The sequence below is a fragment of the Variovorax sp. OK605 genome, assembly GCF_900115445.1.
In the GTDB taxonomy this organism is placed as follows: Bacteria; Pseudomonadota; Gammaproteobacteria; order Burkholderiales; family Burkholderiaceae_C; genus Variovorax.
The window spans coordinates 152,659-170,910 of the sequence record NZ_FOWL01000003.1; the positions used below are offsets into that span (position 1 = coordinate 152,659).

Here is an 18,252-nt window from a genome sequence, read left to right on the forward strand (position 1 = left end):
CTGACGCGCGTCACAGCTACGCGGTACGCTATCGAAATTAGAGCGCTCGACTGTCAGACGCGCACCTACAATCCACCGGTTTTTTCCAACATCGACATGACTCCCCTGCTGCTCATTGCCCCCCTCCCTCCGGCCGATGCCGGGGGCGAGTTCGACTGGGCCCAGGCAGGCGACGACGGCATTGCGTTGCGCAACCAAGGCCGCGCGCTGCTGGCGCTCCTGCCCTCGAGCGCCGAGGTCATGCTCGGCATTCCTTCCGCCGCGCTGTCGTGGCACCGCGTCACGCTGCCCAAGGGCAGCACCGGCAGCGCCTCGAAGCTGCGCGCCGTGCTCGACGGCCTGCTCGAGGAGCACCTGCTCGACGAACCCGAGGCGCTGCACTTCGCGCTCGAACCCGACGCCAAGGCCGGCGCGCCCGTGTGGGTGGCGGCCTGCAACCGCATCTGGCTGCGCAGCCTGGTGCAGGGCCTCGAGGCGGCCGGCCGGCGCGTGGTGCGCATCGTTCCCGAATACGCGCCGCAGCCGGCCGACGGCCCGCCGATGCTGCTGGTCACGGGCGAGCCCGAGGCGCCACGGCTCACCGTGTGCGACGCCGACGGCGTGGTCTCGCTGCCGCTGGCCGGCGCGGGGCTGGCGCTGTCGGGCGGCCTGCCGCTGGACACCGCCGTCATCACCACCGAACCCGCCGTGGCCGAGGCCGCCGAGCACCTGCTGGAGCGCCGCGTGCCCATCGTGCAGGCGCCGCAGCGCTGGCTGCAGGCCACGCGCTCGCCGTGGGAGCTGGCGCAGTTCGACCTGGCCGCCACCGGCCGCGCGCGCGCCGGCAAGAAGTTCGCGTCGGTGCTGCAGACGCTGCGCTACGCCCCCGAATGGCGCGCCGCGCGCTGGGGCGTGGTGGCGCTGCTGCTCACGCAGCTCATCGGACTGAACGCCTGGGCCTGGAAAGAGCGCAACGCGCTCGACGCCAAGCGCCAGGTCGCCAGGACCATGCTGACGCAGACCTTCCCCGCGGTGAAGCTGGTGATCGACGCGCCGGTACAGATGCAACGCGAAGTCGCGGCGCTGCAGCAGGCCGTGGGCGACGTGGCCGGCAGCGACTTCGAACCCATGGTCGGCGCGCTCGCCGCCAACCTCCCGCCCGGCAAGGTGCCGAGCGCCGTCGACTACAGCGCCGGCCAGCTGCGCCTGCGCGGCCTGGGGCTGCAGCCCTCGGAGGTGTCGCAGATCACCAATGCCATGGCGCCGCGCGGCTACAACGTGCGCACCGAAGGCGACCTGCTGCTCGTGCAGGCACAGACCGAGACCGCCCGATGAACTTCATCGAACAACTCAAGGCCCGCTGGGGCGCCCTGGAAGCGCGCGAGCGCCGCATGGTCGCGGCGGCCGTCGCGCTGGTGGCACTGGCCTTGCTCTGGTGGATCGCGCTCGCACCCGCGTTGCGCACGCTGGCCGCGGCTCCGGCCGAACACGCGAAGCTCGACGCGCAGATCCAGCAGATGGCCACCTTGCAGAACCGCGCGACGGCGCTGCAATCGCAACCGCGGCTGAACCGCGACGACGCGCTGCGCGCGCTCGAGACCTCCGTGCGCGACGGCCTGGGCACCAGCAACGCGCAGCTCATGACCTCCGGCGGCGACGGCGCCGCCACCGTCTCGCTGCGCGCCGCGCCCGCGGCCACGGTCGCCCAGTGGCTCGGCCAGGCCCGCGGCAACGCCCATGCGGTGCCGCGCGAAGTGCACCTGACCCGCGCGCCCTCCGGCAACACGGCCAACACGGCTGCAGCGTCCACGTCGTCTGCCGCGGCCGCCGCCAGGGACACGCCCAGGACCCCGCAGGTCCGCTGGGACGGCACCGTCGTCATGGCGCTGCCCGCCGCGCGATGAGCCAGGCAACCGCACGGTGACGGCATGGTGACCCGCGCCCCCCTTTCCGAACCCCGGCCGCGCCGCGGCTGGCGCTGGGCCCTGCTCGGCGTGCTGGCCGGCGCGCTGCTGGCGGTGGTGCTGTTCGCGCCGGCGCGCTGGCTGTCGGCGGCGCTGTCGAGTTGGAGCCAGGGCCGGCTGGTGCTGGCCAACCCGCGCGGCACCGTCTGGAACGGCACGGCCGCGGTGGTGTTCGCCAGCGGCGCGGGCGGCACGCAGGCCGTGTCGCTGCCTGGCGTGCTGCACTGGCGCATGCGCCCGGGCTGGGGCAGCATCTTCGCGAGCCTCGACCTCCCCTGCTGCGCCGCGCAGCCGCTCGAACTCAAGGCCAGCCCGCGCGCCGGCGGCCTGCTGCTCACCTGGCAGGACAGCCGCTCGCGCTGGCCCGCCACCATGCTCACCGGCCTGGGCGCGCCCTGGAACACGCTCAAGCTCGACGGTGCGCTCGACCTCAGCACCAAGGCCTTCGCCATGCAGTGGGACGGCCCCGCGCTGCGCATCGCGGGCCAGGCCACGCTCGACGCCACCGACGTTTCTTCCAGCCTGTCGACCCTGCGGCCGATGGGCAGCTACCGGCTCACGCTCGAAGGCGGCACCCGCCCCACGCTGCTGCTGAGCACGCGCGAGGGCAGCCTCGAGCTCAACGGCAGCGGCAGCTGGAACGGCACCTCCTTCCGCTTCAACGGCGAAGCCAGTGCCGCGCCCGGCCGCGAAGACGCACTTTCCAATTTGTTGAACATCATCGGACGGCGCGACAACGCGCGTTCGATCATCACCCTGGGTTGATCCTCATGATGAAGCCATTGTTTTCGACCGGCACCGTCGCACTCGCCGTGCGCGTGCTGATCGCCGCCACCTTCCTGCAGGCCGCGCCCGCCGTGTTCGCGCAGACCGGCGACGCACCGCGCCGCGGCGAGCCGATCACGCTGAACTTCGCCAACGCCGACATCGAGGCCGTGGCCCGCACCATGGCGGTGGTCACCGGACGCGACGTGGTGGTCGACCCGCGCGTGAAGGGCACCATGAACCTGGTGACCGACCGCGCCATCCAGCCGGCCGCCGCGTTCAACCAGTTCGCCTCGGCGCTGCGCCTGCAGGGCTTCGCCGTGGTGGAGGCCGACGGCCTGTACAAGGTGGTGCCCGAGGCCGACGCCAAGCTGCAGAGCAGCACCGTCAACACCTCCGTGGGCGCCGTGTCCTCCAGCGGCAGCAACCAGATCGTCACGCAGATCTTCCGGCTGAACTACGAGTCGCCCAACAGCCTGCTGCCGGTGCTGCGTCCGCTCATTCCGCCCAACAACACCATCAACGTGAACCCGGGCAACAACTCGCTCGTGATCACCGACTACGCCGACAACATGCGCCGGCTGGCGCGCATCATCGCGTCGCTCGACGTGCCCAACGCGTCCGACATCGAGGTGATCCAGCTCAAGCACTCGATCGCCACCGACATGGTGCCGCTGGTGCAGCGCCTGATCGACGGCGGCGGCTCCGGCGCGCCGGGTTCGCCTGTGGCCGCGGGCGCGGCCGATGCCTCGTTCCGCACCACGCTGATGGCCGACCCGCGCAGCAACTCGCTGATTCTTCGCGCGGCCAACCCGGCGCGCGTGAGCCTGGTGCGCTCGCTGGTCGACAAGCTCGACCGCCCCGCCGCCGAGAGCAGCAACGGCGCGGCCGGCAACATCTACGTGGTCTACCTGAAGAACGCCGACGCGGTGCGCCTGGCGGCCACGCTGCGCGCCGCCATGGCGGCCAACCAGATCAGCACCACCCCGGGCGCCACGGGCGCGGCCGGCGGCAGCGCGGCGCAACCGCAGGCACAGAACGCCTTCGCGCAGCAGACGGCCTTCGGCGGCGGCCAGAGCGGCGGCAGCAGCTCGCCGCAGGCCTCGGCGCCGCTGAACAACGCCAACCAGCCTTCCACCGGCGGCCAGATCCAGGCCGACCCGAGCACCAACTCGCTGATCATCACCGCGCCCGAGCCGCAGTACCGCCAGATGCGCGCCGTGATCGACCGGCTCGACGGGCGCCGCGCGCAGGTCATGATCGAGGCGCTGATCGTCGAGGTGAACGCCACCAAGGCCGCGAACTTCGGCGTGCAGTGGCAAAGCGCGCTGGGCAACAACGCGGTCATCGGCACCAACTCGTCGCTGAGCGGCGCGAACATCCTGGCGCTGACGCAGGCCATCGCGACCCGCAACGCGGCCGGCATCGTGCCCAGCTCGGGGCTCAACCTGGGCATTGCCGGCAAGGTCGGCGGCCAGTACATCCTGGGCGCCATCGCCAACTTCTTCAGCAGCGACAACGACGCCAACGTGCTGTCCACGCCCAACCTGCTGACGCTGGACAACGAGGAGGCCAAGATCGTCATCGGCCAGAACGTGCCCTTCCCCACGGGCTCGTACGCCAGCACCTCGGGCTCGGTGGGCATCAACCCCTTCACCACCGTCGAGCGCAAGGACGTGGGCCTCACGCTGCGCGTGCGCCCGACCATCAACGAGAACGGCACCGTGAAGATGCAGATCTTCCAGGAGATCTCCAACGTCGCGCCCGGCACCACCACCGACCCCAACGGCCCGACCACCAACAAGCGCTCGCTGGAGTCCAGCGTGCTTGTGGAAGACGGCGGCCTGGTCATGCTGGGCGGCCTGCTGTCGGACACCTACGGCAACGCCGTCGAGAAGGTCCCGCTGGCCGGCGACATCCCGGTGCTGGGCAACCTGTTCAAGAACGAGACCCGCAAGCGCGAGAAGAACAACCTGATGATGTTCCTGCGCCCGGTGGTCATGCGCGACGCCAACTCGACCGAGGCCTTCGCCTACGACCGCTACGACCAGATCCGCGGCCTGCAGCAGGTGGCGCAGCCCAACACCGACAACGTGATGCTGCGCAACGTCAGCGCCGCCCCCATCCTGCCCGCTTCGCCACCGCTGGGCGCCGCCAGCAACCGCACCGGCGGCCTGCGCGACGAAGGCACGCAGCTGATTCCGCCGCCCGCGCTCCCCGCCGACAACCGCAAGCTGGCCCCGAGCCCGCTGCGCGGCGCGCTGCCTCCCACCGCCGACCCTGTCAGCGCACGCGAACTGCCTTGATACTCACCTGATGTCCATGCGCTACCCCCTGCCCTACGCATTCGCACGCAGCCAGCAACTCCTGCTCGAAGCGACCGACGACGGCCGCTACACGCTGTGGATGTCGTCGAGCCCCGTGCGCAGCGCCGTCGGCGAGGTGGCGCGCAAGTACGGCGTGCAGGCCTTCGAGGTGCTGGGCGACGGCGCGCTGGCGCAGCGCATCAGCGCGGCCTACGCGCAGGGCGAGTCGAGCGCCGCCGCGGTGGTGAGCGAGGTGCAGAACGAAGCCGACCTCTCGCGCATGATGCAGGAGCTGCCGGCGGTCGAAGACCTTTTGGCCAGCGCGGGCGACGCGCCCATCATCCGCATGCTGAACGCGCTGCTCACGCAGGCCGCGCGCGACGGCGCCAGCGACATCCACATCGAACCCTACGAGCGCACCTCTTCCGTGCGCTTTCGCATCGACGGCACGCTGCGCGAAGTGGTGCAGCCCAACCGCGCGCTGCACGCCGCGCTGATCTCGCGGCTGAAGATCATGGCCGACCTCGACATCTCCGAGAAGCGGCTGCCGCAGGACGGGCGCATCAGCCTGCGCATCGGCACGCGCGCGGTCGACGTGCGGGTGTCGACGCTGCCCAGCGCGCACGGCGAACGCGCCGTGCTGCGCCTGCTGGACAAGAGCGAATCGAAGCTCACGCTCGAGTCGGTGGGCATGCAGGGCGACACGCTGGACCGCTTCGAGAAGCTCATCGCGCAGCCGCACGGCATCATCCTGGTGACCGGGCCCACGGGCTCGGGCAAGACCACCACGCTGTACGCCGCGCTGGCGCGCCTGGACGCGAGCCGCAGCAACATCATGACGGTGGAAGACCCGATCGAGTACGAGCTGCCGGGCGTGGGCCAGACGCAGATCAACGCGAAGATCGAACTCACCTTCGCCAAGGCCCTGCGCGCCATCCTGCGGCAGGACCCCGACGTGATCATGATCGGCGAGATCCGCGACTTCGAGACCGCGCAGATCGCCATCCAGGCCTCGCTCACCGGTCACCTGGTGCTGGCCACGCTGCACACCAACGATTCCGTGAGCGCCGTCACGCGCCTGACCGACATGGGCGTGGAGCCCTTCCTGCTGAGCTCGTCGCTGCTGGGCGTGCTCGCGCAGCGCCTCGTGCGCAAGGTGTGCACGGTGTGCGCCGGCGCGGGTTGCGACGTGTGCGGCCAGACCGGCTACCAGGGCCGCACCGGCATCTTCGAGCTGCTGGTGGCCGACGAGACCGTGCAGGGCCTGATCCACGGCAAGGCGGCCGAAAGCGAACTGCTGCAGGCCGGCGCGCGCGGTGGCCTGCGACTGATGCGCGAAGACGGCGAACGCTTGGTTCAGGCCGGTGTCACCTCGCGCGCCGAACTGCTGCGCGTCACGCGTGACTAGCGCGCACAGCGCAACACCGCCATGCCCGCCTATTCCTTCGAAGCCATCGATGCCAGCGGCCAGTCGCGCGAAGGCGTGCTGGAGGCCGACACCGCCCGCAGCGCGCGCAGCCTGCTGCGCGCGCAGGCGCTCATTCCGCTGTCGGTCAAGCCGGTCGGCAACGACCACATCAACGGCACCGGCCAGCGCAGCGGCCTCGGCCGCTGGCTGGGCGGCGGCAAGCGCGTCTTCAACTCCACCGGCCTGGCCGTGTGGACGCGCCAGCTGGCCGGCCTCGTGTCGTCCGGCCTGCCGCTCGAACGCGCGCTCACCGCGCTCACCGACGAGGCCGAATCGGAGCCGCAACGCAACCTCGTCGCCTCGCTGCGCGCCGAGGTCAACGCGGGCTCGCCGTTTGCGCGTGCGCTGTCGGCGCACTCGCGCGAGTTCTCGCCCATCTACACGGCCGTGATCGGCGCCGGCGAGCAGAGCGGCAACCTCGGCCTGGTGCTCGACCGCCTGGCCGACGACCTGGAAGAACGCCAGGCGCTGCAGCAGAAGCTGATCGGCGCGGCGCTGTACCCGGCCATCGTCACGCTGGTGGCGATCGTGATCGTGATCTTCCTCGTGAGCTACGTGGTGCCGCAGGTGGCGCAGGTGTTCGCGGGCACCAAGCGCTCGCTGCCCTTCCTCACCACGGTGATGCTGTCGCTCAGCGCGGGCGTGCGCAGCTACGGCTGGTGGATGCTGGGCGCCGTGGTGCTCGCGGCCGCCGGTGTGCGGCTGGCGCTGGCGCAGGAAGCCTTCCGCCTCAAGTTCGACGCCGCCTGGCTCAAGCTGCCGCTGGTCGGCAAGCTCGCGCGCGGCTACAACGCGGCGCGTTTCGCCAGCACGCTGGCCATGCTGGCCACGGCCGGCGTGCCCATCCTGCGAGCGCTGCAGGCGGCTTCCGAGACGCTGGGCAACCGCGCGATGCGCGCCGATGCGCTCGACGCGCTGGTGCTGGTGCGCGAAGGCGCGCCGCTGGCCTCCGCGCTGGCGCAGAAGAAACGCTTTCCGGGCCTGGTCTCGATGTTCGCGCGCCTGGGCGAGCAGACCGGCACGCTGCCGCTGATGCTGCAGCGCGCGGCCAACCAGCTCGGCGCCGAAGTGCAGCGCCGCGCGATGCACCTGGCCACCATCCTGGAGCCGCTGCTGATCGTGGCCATGGGCGGCGTCGTGATGCTGATCGTGCTGGCCGTGATGCTGCCGATCATCCAGTTGAACCAGTTCGTCAAGTGACGGCAACGGCCCGCCGGCAGGACACACCATGCCCGTAACGCTCGAAGACAAGCTCGTGGTCGCGATCTCCTCGCGCGCCCTGTTCAACCTCGAAGAAGAAAACAAGGTCTTCGACGCCGGCGACAACGAGGGCTACATGAAGTTGCAGCTCGATCGCATCGACGTGCCGGCCGCGCCGGGCATCGCCTACTCGCTGATCCGCAAGCTGCTGCGCTTCAACGAAGACGGCGTGCAGCGCGTGGAGGTGGTGATCCTCTCGCGCAACGACCCGGTGTCGGGCATGCGCATCTTCAAGTCGAGCGCCGCGGCCGACATCAAGCTGCAGCGCGGCGTGTTCACGCAAGGCCGGCCGCCCTTCGGCTACCTGCGCCCGCTGCGCGCGCACCTGTTCCTGTCGGTCAATGCGCAGGACGTGCGCGAGGCGCTGGTGGCGGGCTTCCCGGCCGCGCGCGTGCTGGTCGAATCGGTGAAGGCCAGCGACGCCTGGCCCAACGAAGTGCGCATTGCCTTCGACGGCGACGCGGTGCTCTTCAGCGACGAGGCCGAGCGCGTGTTCCAGGCCGAGGGCCTCGACGCCTTCCAGGCCCACGAACTCAGCAAGGCCGACCTGCCCCTGCCCGAAGGCCCGTTCAAGCCGCTGCTGATGGCGCTGCACCGCCTGCAGATGGCCGGCAACGCGCAGATGCGCATCCGCACCGCGCTCGTCACCGCGCGCAGCGCACCGGCGCACGAGCGCGCCATCCGCACGCTGATGAAGTGGAACATCCGCGTCGACGAGGCCATGTTCCTCGGCGGCCTGCCCAAGGGCGAGTTCCTGCGCGAGTTCGAGCCCGACTTCTTCTTCGACGACCAGACCGGCCACGTCGATGCGGCCTCGCGGCATGTGCCCGCGGGGCACGTCAGCAGCGGCATCAGCAACGAGCCCTGAACCCCGCGGAACCCCGCGATGGGCTTGCCCGCTCCCTGAGCGCGCGCAAGAATGCCGGCATGCTGATCCTTCGACATGCCGACGTTCTGGTCACCATGGACGCCGCGCGGCGCGAAATCGCCGACGGCGCCGTGGTGTGCGACGGGCCCGCCGTGGCCTGGACGGGGCCCACGGCCGAGCTGCCCGCCGCGTACCTCGACGCGCTGCGCAACGGCCAGGCCGAGGCGCTCGATATGCAGGGCCACGTGGTGATGCCGGGGCTGGTCAACACGCACCACCACATGTACCAGAGCCTCACGCGCGCGGTGCCCGAGGCGCAGGACGCGGAGCTGTTCGGCTGGCTCACGAACCTGTACCTGCTGTGGGCGCGCCTCACGCCCGAGATGATCCGCGTGTCGACGCAGACCGCCATGGCCGAGCTGATGCTCTCGGGCTGCACCACCACCAGCGACCACCTCTACCTGTTTCCCAACGGTTCGAGGCTCGACGATTCCATCGAGGCGGCCGACGCGATGGGCATGCGCTTTCATGCGGCGCGCGGCAGCATGAGCGTGGGCCGCAGCGCCGGCGGCCTGCCGCCCGACGAGGTGGTGGAAACCGAAGACGCCATCCTGCGCGACAGCGAGCGCCTCATCGGCCGCTGGCACGACGCGTCGCGCCACTCGATGCGCCGCATCGTGCTGGCGCCGTGCTCGCCGTTCTCGGTGTCGCGCGACCTGATGCGCCTGTCGGCCGAACTGGCGCGCGAGCGCGGCGTGTCGCTGCACACGCACCTGGCCGAGAACGACAACGACGTGGCGTACTCGCGCGAGAAGTTCGGCATGACGCCGGCCGAGTACGCGCAGGACCTGGGCTGGGTCGGCCCCGACGTGTGGCACGCGCACTGCGTGAAGCTCGACGAGGCCGGCATCGCGCTGTTCGGGCGCACCGGCACCGGCGTGGCGCACTGCCCCTGCTCCAACATGCGGCTGGCCTCGGGCATCGCGCCCATCGGCGCCATGCGCCGGGCGGGCGTGCCCGTGGGGCTGGGCGTGGACGGCAGCGCGTCGAACGACGGCGCGCACATGCTGGGCGAGGCGCGCCAGGCCCTGCTGCTGCAGCGCGTGGGCCACGGCCCGGCCGCCATGACGGCGCGCGAGGCGCTGGAGATCGCCACGCTGGGCGGCGCGCGCGTGCTCGGGCGCGACGACATCGGCGCGCTGGCGCCGGGCATGTCGGCGGACATCGTGGCCTTCGACCTGCGCGGCGTGGCGCATGCGGGCGCGGGGCACGACCCGGTGGCGGCGCTGGTGTTCTGCACGCCGGGCACGGTGTCGCTGAGCGTGATCGACGGCGCGGTGCGCGTGCGCGACGGCCGCTTCACCGGGCTGGAGCTCGCGCCGCTGCTGGCGCGGCACCGCGACCTGGCACGCACGCTGTACGACGGCGCGCGCCACCCGCACACGGCCTGAAGCCGGCGGCCGGCGGCCGGTGCCCGGACCTCAGCGCCGCATGGTGTCGAGTTGCGTGACCGGCGCGCTGTCGTTGCCCCACGAACCGCGCACATAGGTCAGCACGGCCGCCACGTCGGCCGCGTCGAGCACCTGCCCGAACGGCGGCATGCCATAGGGGCGCGGGTTGCCCGCGGTCGTGGGCAGGAAGCCGCCGTGCGAGACCACCTGGATCAGGTTGGTGGGCTGCGCCATGTTGACGGCGCGGTTGCCCGCGAGCGGCGGGTAGGCGCCGGCCGCGCCCTGCCCCTGGTCGCCGTGGCAGTAGGCGCAGCGCTGGTCGTAGATCTTCGCGCCGCGCGCCATGGTGCCGGCGTCGCGGCGGATGGGCGCCCTGGTTGCCGTTGCCACTTCGACTGCCTCGGCCTTGGGCAGGTCCTTGAGGTAGCTCGCCATCGCGCCCAGGTCGGCCTCGCTCAGGTACTGCGTGCTGCGGAACACCACGTCGGCCATCGGCCCCATGACGGAGCCGCGCGGCGAGACGCCGTTCTTCAGCAGCGCCACCACGTCGGCCGCGGGCCAGTCGGCCACGCCGGCCTGGTGCGGGTCGGTGAGCGACGGCGCATACCAGTTCTCCACCGCGATGAGGCCGCCGGAGAGGCCCAGGCTGGTGTCCGTCGCGCCCAGCGAATTGCGCGGGCCGTGGCAGGCGATGCAATGGCCCAGGCCGTTGACCAGGTACGCCCCGCGGTTCCATTCGGCGGGCTTTCCCGCGCTGGCCACGAAGGGCTCGGGCTTGAACGACAACGCGCGCCACACCGCGAGCGCCGCCTGCGTGTCGTACGGAAAGCGCAGCCGGTGCGGCCGGTTTTCCTGCACCGCGGCCGGCACGCTGCGCAGGTAGGCGTAGATGGCGTCGGCGTCGTCGCGCGTCACCTGCGTGAAGTTGGGGTACGGGAACGCGGGGTACAGCAGCCGGCCGTCCTTGCCGCGGCCGTTGTGCATGGCGCGCCAGAAGTGCGCACTGCTCCAGCTGCCGATGCCGGTGCCGTCGTCGGGCGTGAGGTTGCTCGCGTAGATGGTGCCGAAGGGCGTGTCGATCGGCACGCCACCCGCATAGGGCCGGCCGCCGCGCGTGGTGTGGCAACCGGCGCAGTTGCCGGCCAGCGCGAGGTAGCGCCCGCGCTCGACGAGCTGCGGCGTGGCCTGGAAGGCTTCGGCTTTCTCGGGCAATGGGCCTTCGCCGCGCAGGTTCAGCGCGACGACGATGCCGGCGGCCACGGCCACCAGCACGAAGAGGCTCAGCAGCGTCCAGCCGACATTGCGAAGTTTCATGAACGTGGCCCTGTCACTTGCTCGCTCCGGTGGTGCTGGTCGTGCCGGTGGTGCCGCCGCAAGCGATGGGCATCGGCGCGGGCAGCGACGCGGCGGGTTTCGCATCGGCCGGCACCGGCTGCGTGGCCAGCCAGCTGGCGACGGCGTTCACGTCGGAGGTCCACATGCGGCGGCCGACCTCGGCCATGCAATCGGGCGCCTGCGCGTGCCGCTCGTTGGTGAGCCACGCGCCCAGCTGCGAGGCCAGGTACAGGCGCGGCAGGCCCAGCAGCCCCGGCGTGGCGGGCTGCACGCCCGTGAGCGCGGCGCCGTGGCATTGCACGCACGCGGGCAGCTTGCGCGCCGGGTCGCCCTGCAGCGCGAGCATGCGGCCGCGCGCGAGCACCTCGGGCGTGGCGTCGCTCGCGGGCGAGACCGGCGGGTACGGCAGGTCGAGCCCCGCGAAGTAGTCGGCAATCTCGTGCAGATAGTCGTCTGACATGTGCTGCACCATGTACGCCATGTCGGTGTTGAAGCGGCGCCCGTCGCGAAAGCTCACGAGCTGGTTGAACAGGTAGCCGGCCGGCTTGCCCGCCAGGCGCGGAAAGTAGCCCGCGTTGCTGGTCGCGCCCTCGCGGCCGTGGCAGGCGATGCAGGCGGCCACGCGCTGCTCGATGGTGTCGGGCACAGGGGCGGGCGTGGGCGTGGGCGTGGCCGCGCCCGCCAGGGCCTGCCAGGCGAGCACCCCCCCGAGCGCGAGAAACCGCAGCCCGCGCTTCATGCGCCGGCGACGTAGTGCGCCAGTGCCATCAGCCCGGCGATCAGCAGCAGCACCAACACCAGTGCCACGCCGATCAGCGGCAGGATGCCGACCTGCGAGGTCCGCTTGTCGGCGTCGGCGCGGCGGCCGCCCAGCCCGATGAAGCTCCAGAGAACGGCGCGCACGGCGCCCATGAGATTGGACATGGCATCAAGTGTGGACCCAACGGGCCATAAAAAACAGATGCAGATTCACTCCAATTGACCAGTGCAGATCGGCCGGTGCAGATAAAGTCCTGCCGCATGGACCCCACCCCGCGATGGGCGCGATGAAGCGCTACGAAGCCTTGGCTGCCGACATCGAGGCCTCGATCCGCAACGGCACGCTGAAGACCGGTGACCGCCTGCCCTCGGTGCGCCTCACCGGCGAAAGCCGCGGCGTCAGCGCTTCGACCGTGTTCCAGGCCTATTACCTGCTGGAGGCGCGCGGGCTGGTGCGCGCACGCGACCGCTCGGGCTACTACGTGACCGGCGGCGGCCTGCGCGATGCGCCGCCCGAGTCCACCCACACCTCGCGCCCGGCCGGCGGGCCGCTGTCGCTGGACGTGAGCGGCCAGGTGTTCGACATCCTCGAAGCCAGCATGTCGCGCAAGGTGGTGCCCTTCGGCTCGGCCTTTCCGAGCCCGCTGCTGTTCCCGCTGGCGCGGCTCGGCCAGTTCATGGCCGCCAGCGCCAAGTCGCTCGACCCGTGGAGCACGGTGGACGACCTCACGCCCGGCAGCGCGGCGCTGCGCCGGCAGATCGCGCTGCGCTACCTGGCCGAAGGCATCCAGTCGCCGGCCGAGGAGATCGTGGTGACCAACGGCGCGCTCGAGGCGCTCAACCTGTGCCTGGCGGCGGTCACCCGGCCGGGCGACGCGGTGATCGTCGAGTCGCCCACCTTCTATGCCGCGCTGCAGGCGCTGGAGCGCCGCGGCCTGCGCGCCATCGAGGTGCCGACGCATCCGGGCGAAGGCATCGACCTGGGCGCGCTCGAAGCGGCCATCGCGGCCCACAAGCCCACCGCCTGCTGGCTCATGACGACCTTCCAGAACCCGCTGGGCAGCCTGATGCCCGACGCGAAGAAGAAGGCGCTGGTCGAGCTGCTGGCGCGGCACCAACTGCCGCTGATCGAGGACGACGTGTACGCCGAGCTCTACTTCGGCGAGCGGCGTCCCGCGCCGGCCAAGGCCTTCGACACGCAGGGGCTGGTGCTGCACTGCTCATCGTTCTCCAAGTGCCTGGCGCCGGGCTACCGCATCGGCTGGGCGTCGGCCGGGCGCTTCGCGCACCAGGTCGCGCGCGAGAAGCTCACGACCACGCTGGCCACCTCGGTGCCGTCGCAGCTCGCGCTGGCGGGCTACCTGGAAAAGGGCGGGCTCGACAAGCACCTGCGCAAGCTGCGGCAGACGCTGGCGTTGCAGCAGGCCACCTTCGCGCAGGCCGTGGGCCATTACTTTCCGGCGGGCACGCGCGCCACGCGGCCGCTGGGCGGCTACTTCCTGTGGGTCGAGCTGCCGGCGCAGGCGAACGCGCTGGAAATCCACCGCAAGGCGCTGGAGCGGGGCATCAGCGTGGCGCCGGGGCCGATCTTCTCGGCCACGCGCGCCTTCACCCACTGCCTGCGGCTCAACTACGGCCACCCCTGGGATTCGCTCAGCGAGCAGGCGATGCAGACACTAGGCCGCCTGGCCGGCGAAGCGTCCTGAACAGCAGGAACGCCGCGATGCTCACGTTCACGAGGTTGAACGCAATGCCGTTCAGGAAGGCCGCGTGGTAGCTGCCCGTGAGGTCGAACACCTTGCCCGACATCCACCCGCCCAGCGCCATGCCGAACAGCGTGAACATCAGCACCGTGCCCACGCGCGCACCGGCTTCCTTCGGCGGAAAGTGCTCGCGGATGATGATGGCGTAAGAGGGCACGATGCCGCCCTGGAACAGCCCGAACAGCGCCGAGATCACGTACAGCGGCACCAGCCCGTCGAACGGCAGGAACAGCAGCAGCGCCACGCACTGGAGCAGGCCGCCGAGCAGCAAGGTGCGCAGCCCGCCGATGCGGTCGCAGATGGCGCCCGACACCAGCCGGCTCACGATGCCGAAGCCCAGCATCAGCGACAGCATCATCGCGCCCTGCGCCGGCCCGTAGCCCAGGTCACCGCAGTACGCCACGATGTGCACCTGCGGCATCGCCATGGCCACGCAGCAGGCCACGCCGGCCACGCACAGCAGGCCCTGCGCGGAGCCCATGCTCAGGCCGAAGGGCCGCGTCATGTCGCGCGCGACGCCGGTGCGCGATGCGCTGGCCGCAGGCGCATCGGCCACCGCCGGCGGCCGGGCACGGAAGCACAGCGCCAGCAGCGCCATCGTCACGCCGCAGAAGATGCCCATGCCGATGTAGGTCTGGCGCCAGCCCACGGTTTCGACGAAGTGCTGCGCAATGGGCGGCCACACCGCGCCAGCCAGGTAGTTGCCGCTGGCGCACACCGCCACCGCGATGCCGCGCCGCTTGACGAACCACAGCGAGGTGTCGGCCACCAGCGGCGCAAAGGCCACCGAGCTGCCGAGCAGGCCCACCAGCAAGGCCTGCGCAACGGTGAACGACACGATGCCGCCCGACAGGCCGGTGGCGACGTACCCCACGCCCAGGAAGGCCGAGCCCATGAGCAGTGGCCACATCACGCCGACGCGGTCGGCCAGCTTGCCCATGAGCACGCCGCCGAAGCCGAAGCCCAGCATCAGCATCGTGTAGGGCAGCGAGGCATCGGCGCGCGCCACGCCGAACTCGGCCTGCACCGCGGGCAACATCACCGACACCACATACATGCCGCTGCTGCCGACCGTCATGATCAGCAGCGTGAGGCCCAGGCGCACCATGGCGTAGCGTGAATCCGCCTGATGGGCGGTTGTCTCTTTGGTCATTGTTTTTCTCCGAGGCGAGGATACCCCGCGGCACGGAAAAGCGTGGAGCGCGCCCACGTGGCAACCCAAGGTTGCCGCGCAGCCGGATGCGGCGGCCGATCAGCGCGTGGGCGCCACGACAGTCGCCAGCGCCTTGGGCATCGGCCCGCCGGGCTTCGGCTTGTCGTCGCACGCGGCCGTCAGCAGGCCGAGGCAGAAGAGAAAGACAAATGCTGTGCTTCGCATGGGGCGGATGCTATGTTCGCGCACGCCACCGTCAAGTCGGACGCCGCGCCGTGCAGCGCGAGGCAGCCGCCGTCACCCCGTCACCACATCACCGCATCACCAGGCGTTGAACACGTCGTGCGCAATGCCGAAGCCCGTGCTCGCGCCGCTGCCGCTGGTCACCAGCACCACGCGCGTGGCGTCGTCGGGCGCGTCGATCACGCAGGGCGCGGTCTTCGACGACGGGTACACGCCGGTCCAGCGCTCGGTGATCTGCGCGGTCTCCAGGTTCAGCGTGCTGCGCAGGTGGCGCAGGATGAGCTGGTCGACCTCTTCCATCGCGAAGGGCTCGGGCGCGTCGCCGTAGTGGTGCGAGTCGCCCACCACCAGCGAGCCGTCGGCGCTCTGCACCACGATCAGGTGAATGCCGTGCGCGAGCGAGGCCGCCTCTTCCCGCTGCAGCCGCGCACGCAGCGCGGCGGCCTCGGGCAGGGTGCTGTAGCCCTCGTAGCGCACCAGGCTCAGGTCCATCATCACCGAGCCCGGCAGGCGAAAGCCCGCTTCGGGCTTCACGCGCAGCATCTGCAGGCGGCACAGCGTGAGCTCGTGCGCGGCAATGCGCTCGGCGAACAGGCCGTGCAGGTCGGTGTTGGTGCACACGGCCACGCGCTCGGCGTGAAGTGTGCCGCGCGAGGTGCGCACGCGCGGCGCGGCCACCTCGAGCACGGATTCGCCGAAACGGAAGGTCACGCCGTGCACCTCGGCCAGCCAGTTCGCGAGCAGGCCGATGGCGGTGCGCGACTCCACGCGCAACTCGTGCGGGCTGAACAGCACCGACTGCGCGTCGGCCAGGCTCAGCGCGGGCGCCTTGGCCTGCGCGTCGGCCGCGTCGAGCAGCTCGCAGGCCTCGCCCATCGGGGTGCGCATGAAGGCCTCGAGCACGTCGTGCGCCTCGGGGCGGTAGGCCGCGAGCCAGAGGTGGCGGTGCACGATGTCGATGCCCGCGTACGGCGCGATCTGCTGCCACACCTCGCGCGCATGCATGGCGCGGCGCCAGGTGTCGCCCGGCGCCTGGCCGGTGATGGTGATGAAGCCGAAGTTGCGGATCGACGCGCCGATGCAGGCCGCGTCGCGTTCAACCACGCACACCTTCAGGCCGCGCTGCGCGGCGGTGTAGGCATGGGCCAGGCCGACGATGCCGGCGCCGACCACGAGGAGGTCGAAATGGTCAGGGTGGTGAGCTTGTCGGGTGCCGGTCATTTACCGGTGTCTCCAGGTTTGGGTGCGCTTGAGCGCCCAGTGCCCAGCCAGCGCGAACACGCCCCGGCCGGCGGCGGCCGTGAGCATGATCAGCGAGGCCATGGCCGCTGCGGGCGCGACGTCGCCGGCGTCGTCCATGTTGAGCACGGCAACGGCGGCCAGCGAGGTCTGCGGCGAATAGAGGAACACGACGGCCGACACGGTCGTCATCGCGTTGACGAAAAAGTAGCCGCCCACGTTGAGCACCGTGGGCAGCGCCACCGGCAGGTGCACCAGCCACAGCGTGCGCCAGAACGGCACGCCCATCGACTCGGAGACCAGCTCGTACTCGCGGTCGAGCTGGCGCAAGGCCGTGAGCGAGGTGAGGTGCGCCACCGAGAAGAAGTGCGCCACCGTGCAGACCACCAGGATGGTCATGCTGCCGTAGATGGCGCGCAGCGGGTTCGAGGGCGAGATGAAGAAGAAGATGTAGCCCACGCCCAGCACCAGGCCCGGCACCGCCAGCGGCAGGTTGGCCAGCAGGTTGAGCAGCTCGCGCAGCAGGCCGAAGTGGCGCGGCTTCTCCACCAGGTAGGCCGACACGAAGGTGGCGAGCGCGCCCGCCACCGCCGCGCACACGGCCAGCCGCAGCGAGTTGAGGTAGCTGCCCCAGCCGCCGCCGTCCATGTTGCTGAAGTCGTAGTTCTTCAGCGACGGCGTGAGCTTGTAGGGCCAGTAGGTGGCCAGCGACGCGAACACGGCCATGCCGATCATCACGAGGATGGCCAGCGCCGTGAGCACGCAGAACGCCAGCAGCGCGCGGTCGCGCGCGCGCACCGGCTCGGGCTGGTACGGCGTGGCGCGCGCCGAGAGCGCCGCGGCCTGCTTGCTGCGCACGCGCCGCTCCACCAGGAACGACAGCACCGCCGGTATCAGCAGCACCAGGCCGACCACCGCGCCCATCTGGAAGTTCTGCTGCCCCACCACCTGCTTGTAGATGTCGGTGGCCAGCACGCCGGTCTGGCCGCCCACCACCTTGGGCACGCCGAAGTCGGTGATGACCAGCACGAACACCACCATCGCGGCCACGATGAGGCCGTAGCGCGACGACGGCAGCGTCACCGTGCGGAAGATGCGCCAGCGCGAAGCGCCCAGCGTCTGCGCGGCCTCGTACAGCCGGCCGTCGGAGGTGGCCATGGCGGTGGTGAGGATCAGTAGCGCATGCGGCAGCGTCCAGAACACCGAGCCCAGCACGATGCCCAGCGGCCCGTAGATCGACACCTCGCCCAGCAGCCCCTTGAACAGGCCCTGGTTGCCGAACAGGTACACCAGGCTGATGGCCGGCAGCAGCGACGGCGCGAGCAGCGGCACCAGCGCCACCGCGCGCAGCACGCCCTTGGCCGGCATGCACGACAGCGTGAGGCCGTAGGCGTACACGTAGGCGATGCCCGTGCAGATGACGGCGCTGACGGCGGCCAGCCCGAGGCTGTTGAAGGCCGACTGCACCAGCGCCGGGTTGTCGAGGTAGCGCGCGAAGTTGGCGAGGCCCACGAAGGCCCCCGCGCGGTCGAAGAAGCTCTGGCCGACCAGCGCGCCGACCGGCAGCGCGACGATCACGACCAGCAGCAGCACCATCAGGGCGACGGCTGCGCCGGTCAGCCAGCGCTCGCGGTCGAATGCGCTGCTGCGCGGCGCCATCGCCGGGGCGACGGCGGTGGCGTCGGGGGAACTGCTCATG

The 18,252-nt window shown here is 71.1% G+C and carries 16 protein-coding genes; 9 read left to right on the top strand and 7 right to left on the bottom strand.

Annotated features, from left to right (window positions below):
• Positions 1 to 96: 96 nt before the first annotated feature.
• Genes gspL through BM013_RS09005 form a run of 8 tightly spaced genes read left to right on the top strand, consistent with a single transcriptional unit; the run spans position 97 to position 10,061 of the window.
• A complete protein-coding gene (gspL, locus tag BM013_RS08970; protein WP_093125607.1) occupies positions 97 to 1,314 on the top strand; it encodes a type II secretion system protein GspL in 1,218 nt (405 codons plus the stop codon).
• Positions 1,311 to 1,883, top strand: coding sequence for a type II secretion system protein GspM (gene gspM, locus BM013_RS08975; protein ID WP_093125610.1), 573 nt, complete (start codon positions 1,311 to 1,313; stop codon positions 1,881 to 1,883). The genes gspL and gspM overlap by 4 nt, the downstream gene beginning before the upstream one ends.
• A 24-nt stretch (positions 1,884 to 1,907) precedes the next feature.
• Positions 1,908 to 2,708 carry a type II secretion system protein N gene (gene gspN, locus BM013_RS08980; RefSeq protein ID WP_093125612.1) on the top strand — a complete coding sequence of 267 codons (801 nt, stop codon included), beginning with the start codon at positions 1,908 to 1,910 and terminating at the stop codon, positions 2,706 to 2,708.
• Positions 2,709 to 2,713: 5 nt separating this feature from the next.
• A complete protein-coding gene (gene gspD, locus BM013_RS08985; RefSeq protein ID WP_093125615.1) occupies positions 2,714 to 5,014 on the top strand; it encodes a type II secretion system secretin GspD in 2,301 nt (766 codons plus the stop codon).
• Positions 5,015 to 5,030: 16 nt separating this feature from the next.
• Positions 5,031 to 6,422 carry a GspE/PulE family protein gene (locus BM013_RS08990; RefSeq protein ID WP_093126743.1) on the top strand — a complete coding sequence of 464 codons (1,392 nt, stop codon included), beginning with the start codon at positions 5,031 to 5,033 and terminating at the stop codon, positions 6,420 to 6,422.
• 21 nt (positions 6,423 to 6,443) lie between these two features.
• Complete coding sequence (gspF, locus tag BM013_RS08995) at positions 6,444 to 7,682, top strand: type II secretion system inner membrane protein GspF (protein WP_093125617.1); 1,239 nt, start codon at positions 6,444 to 6,446, stop codon at positions 7,680 to 7,682.
• Positions 7,683 to 7,710: 28 nt separating this feature from the next.
• Positions 7,711 to 8,610, top strand: coding sequence for a 5'-nucleotidase (locus tag BM013_RS09000; RefSeq protein WP_093125620.1), 900 nt, complete (start codon positions 7,711 to 7,713; stop codon positions 8,608 to 8,610).
• A 59-nt stretch (positions 8,611 to 8,669) separates the two neighbouring features.
• A complete protein-coding gene (locus BM013_RS09005; RefSeq protein WP_093125622.1) occupies positions 8,670 to 10,061 on the top strand; it encodes an 8-oxoguanine deaminase in 1,392 nt (463 codons plus the stop codon).
• A gap of 30 nt (positions 10,062 to 10,091) precedes the next feature.
• Here BM013_RS09005 and BM013_RS09010 read toward each other — a convergent pair whose 3' ends face one another.
• The 3 genes from BM013_RS09010 to BM013_RS09020 are packed head-to-tail and all read right to left on the bottom strand — an operon-like array spanning position 10,092 to position 12,320.
• The gene (locus BM013_RS09010) at positions 10,092 to 11,375 is read right to left on the bottom strand and encodes a c-type cytochrome (RefSeq protein ID WP_093125625.1); all 1,284 of its coding nucleotides are present in this window, start codon (positions 11,373 to 11,375) and stop codon (positions 10,092 to 10,094) included.
• Between the two features lie 13 nt (positions 11,376 to 11,388).
• On the bottom strand, positions 11,389 to 12,135 hold the full coding sequence (locus BM013_RS09015; RefSeq protein ID WP_093125627.1) for a c-type cytochrome: 747 nt from the start codon (positions 12,133 to 12,135) through the stop codon (positions 11,389 to 11,391).
• Entirely contained in the window at positions 12,132 to 12,320 is a 189-nt protein-coding gene (locus BM013_RS09020; protein ID WP_093125630.1) for a DUF2970 domain-containing protein, read from the bottom strand. Before BM013_RS09020 ends, BM013_RS09015 begins: the two co-directional genes overlap by 4 nt.
• Positions 12,321 to 12,442: 122 nt before the next feature.
• Between BM013_RS09020 and BM013_RS09025 the strand changes: the two genes are divergently transcribed.
• Positions 12,443 to 13,861, top strand: a complete 1,419-nt coding sequence (locus tag BM013_RS09025) for an aminotransferase-like domain-containing protein (RefSeq protein WP_093126746.1) — start codon at positions 12,443 to 12,445, stop codon at positions 13,859 to 13,861.
• On the opposite strand, the gene BM013_RS09030 is transcribed toward BM013_RS09025, so the two are convergent.
• The 4 genes from BM013_RS09030 to BM013_RS09040 form a co-directional block, all read right to left on the bottom strand.
• Positions 13,809 to 15,071, bottom strand: coding sequence for an MFS transporter (locus BM013_RS09030; protein ID WP_093125632.1), 1,263 nt, complete (start codon positions 15,069 to 15,071; stop codon positions 13,809 to 13,811). The two genes, BM013_RS09025 and BM013_RS09030, sit on opposite strands and share 53 nt — an antisense overlap.
• Positions 15,072 to 15,170: 99 nt before the next feature.
• Positions 15,171 to 15,296: a hypothetical protein gene (locus BM013_RS41735; RefSeq protein ID WP_256221434.1), complete on the bottom strand. Its 126-nt coding sequence runs from the start codon at positions 15,294 to 15,296 to the stop codon at positions 15,171 to 15,173.
• Positions 15,297 to 15,392: 96 nt separating this feature from the next.
• Positions 15,393 to 16,535: a TIGR03364 family FAD-dependent oxidoreductase gene (locus tag BM013_RS09035; RefSeq protein ID WP_093125635.1), complete on the bottom strand. Its 1,143-nt coding sequence runs from the start codon at positions 16,533 to 16,535 to the stop codon at positions 15,393 to 15,395.
• Positions 16,536 to 18,251 (bottom strand): putative 2-aminoethylphosphonate ABC transporter permease subunit, encoded by a 1,716-nt coding sequence (locus BM013_RS09040; RefSeq protein WP_093125637.1) that lies wholly within the window; start codon positions 18,249 to 18,251, stop codon positions 16,536 to 16,538.
• Position 18,252: the final 1 nt, after the last annotated feature.